The 1,498-nt window shown below is 71.8% G+C and carries 2 protein-coding genes and 1 pseudogene; 2 read left to right on the top strand and 1 reads right to left on the bottom strand.

The annotated features are described in order from the left end of the window. Positions 1 to 329: 329 nt before the first annotated feature. Together RH94_RS01735 and RH94_RS01730 are read left to right on the top strand one after the other, a co-directional pair. The gene (locus tag RH94_RS01735) at positions 330 to 827 is read left to right on the top strand and encodes an SHOCT domain-containing protein (RefSeq protein ID WP_073945910.1); all 498 of its coding nucleotides are present in this window, start codon (positions 330 to 332) and stop codon (positions 825 to 827) included. A 43-nt stretch (positions 828 to 870) separates the two neighbouring features. Continuing rightward, entirely contained in the window at positions 871 to 1,320 is a 450-nt protein-coding gene (locus tag RH94_RS01730) for a DUF7144 family membrane protein (RefSeq protein WP_073945909.1), read from the top strand. A 24-nt stretch (positions 1,321 to 1,344) separates the two neighbouring features. Here the strand turns inward: RH94_RS01730 and RH94_RS41935 are convergent. Next, positions 1,345 to 1,498: pseudogene (locus RH94_RS41935) on the bottom strand (DUF2071 domain-containing protein); the annotation flags it as partial.

The raw sequence follows: 1,498 nt of genomic DNA, 5'->3' as shown, positions 1-1,498 counted from the left end.
GGAGCCGCCGGCTCGTCCGGATCGCCCATCCGGTGTCCCTTCCGTTCCGCCATCCGGCAAGAGGGTGTGCGGGTCGGTCCCAGATCATCGTGGCAGGGACACGGCCGGATCACCCTTCCCGGGTGATCCGGCGGGCGCGGCACCGTGGAGCCCGCGGAGCACGAACGGCTCCGCCGGCGACCGCGCCGCGCGGGCACCGGGTGGGTACGGGCGTGGTCCGCGGCCCCCACGGTCACCCGCGCCGGGTGAGGCGCTCCGGCCTTGCCGTGCGCACGCTGAAAGACGGCAGATCGCGGCAGCCGGGCGCGGGCCCGGAACGGAGGAGAGAAATGAGCACGCAGATGAACCTCGCGTACGACTATCCGCTGCTGAGCGCCTTCTGGACGATGCTGTGGTTCTTCCTGTGGATCATGTGGTTCGTCCTGCTCTTCCGGGTCGTCCTCGACATCTTCCGCGACGACAACCTCAACGGCTGGGCCAAGGCCGGCTGGCTGGTGTTCTGCATCGTGCTGCCGTTCCTCGGCGTCTTCGTCTACGTCGTCGCCCGCGGCAAGGGCATGGGCCGCCGGGAGCTCGCCCAGGCGAGGGAGCAGCAGGAGGCGTTCAACGCCTACGTCCGCGAGACCGCGGGCGGCGGCAGGTCCGGCGTCGACGAACTCGCCCGCCTGGCCGACCTGCGCTCCCGGGGCGACATCACGGACGAGGAGTTCGCCCGGGCCAAGACGGTGGTCCTGTCCGGCGGCGCCCCCGAGGGCCGCGCCACCTCCGTCACCTCCACCCCCGAGACCCCCGACACCTCCGTCGGCTCCACTCCCGGCCGCCGCTGAGCCCGACCGGGCGAGACGGACCCGAGACGAATCGAGGCAGCAGATGACCGCGACCCACACCGCAGGCCCGAGCACGGCGAAGATGGCATGGGCCACCGGACTGACGGCCTTCGCCGCGGTCATGCTGATGCTCGCCGGCGTGCTCGACATCTTCCGCGGGATCATGGGCATCGCCCGGGACGACGTCTTCGTCGCCACGCGCAACTACGTCTTCCGGTTCGACCTCACCGGCTGGGGCTGGATCCACCTGGTCCTCGGGGTGCTCGCCGTGATCATCAGCATCGGGCTGTTCCAGACGGCGATGTGGGCGCGCGTGGCCGGTGTGGTCATCGCCGGGTTCATCATCCTCGCCAGCTTCCTGTCCCTGCCGTACTTCCCGGTCTGGTCGGTCGTGATGATCGCCTTCTCGGGCTTCATCATCTGGGCCCTGTGCGTGGCACGCCCCGAGGAGTCCCCCGCCTCCGCCGGGGCCGCCGCTCCACCGCGTCCCTGACCGGTCCGGTCCGTCCCCGCCCGGTCAGGGCCCTCCCGGCCCCGGGGCACAGGGCCGGGAGGGCCCGAGCCGTACGTGCCGGACTCCTTGCGAGAAGTGCGCCACGGGTTCACCGAGAGGGGCGGGCAGGCCCGCCGCGGTGGTCAGCGTCTCCTCCAGCACGTCGACGGCGGCACCG

Source organism: Streptomyces kebangsaanensis, from assembly GCF_001906585.1.
GTDB classification, from domain to species: Bacteria; Actinomycetota; Actinomycetes; order Streptomycetales; family Streptomycetaceae; genus Streptomyces; species Streptomyces kebangsaanensis.
The sequence above is the reverse complement of the archived record's forward strand: the minus strand, read 5'-3'. Positions and strand labels throughout refer to the sequence as shown.

Excerpts from the sequence above, each read along its gene's own strand:
- RH94_RS01735 (WP_073945910.1), top strand. The coding sequence starts at position 330 with ATGAGCACGCAGATGAACCTCGCGTACGACTATCCGCTGCTGAGCGCC.
- RH94_RS01730 (WP_073945909.1), top strand. The coding sequence starts at position 871 with ATGACCGCGACCCACACCGCAGGCCCGAGCACGGCGAAGATGGCATGG.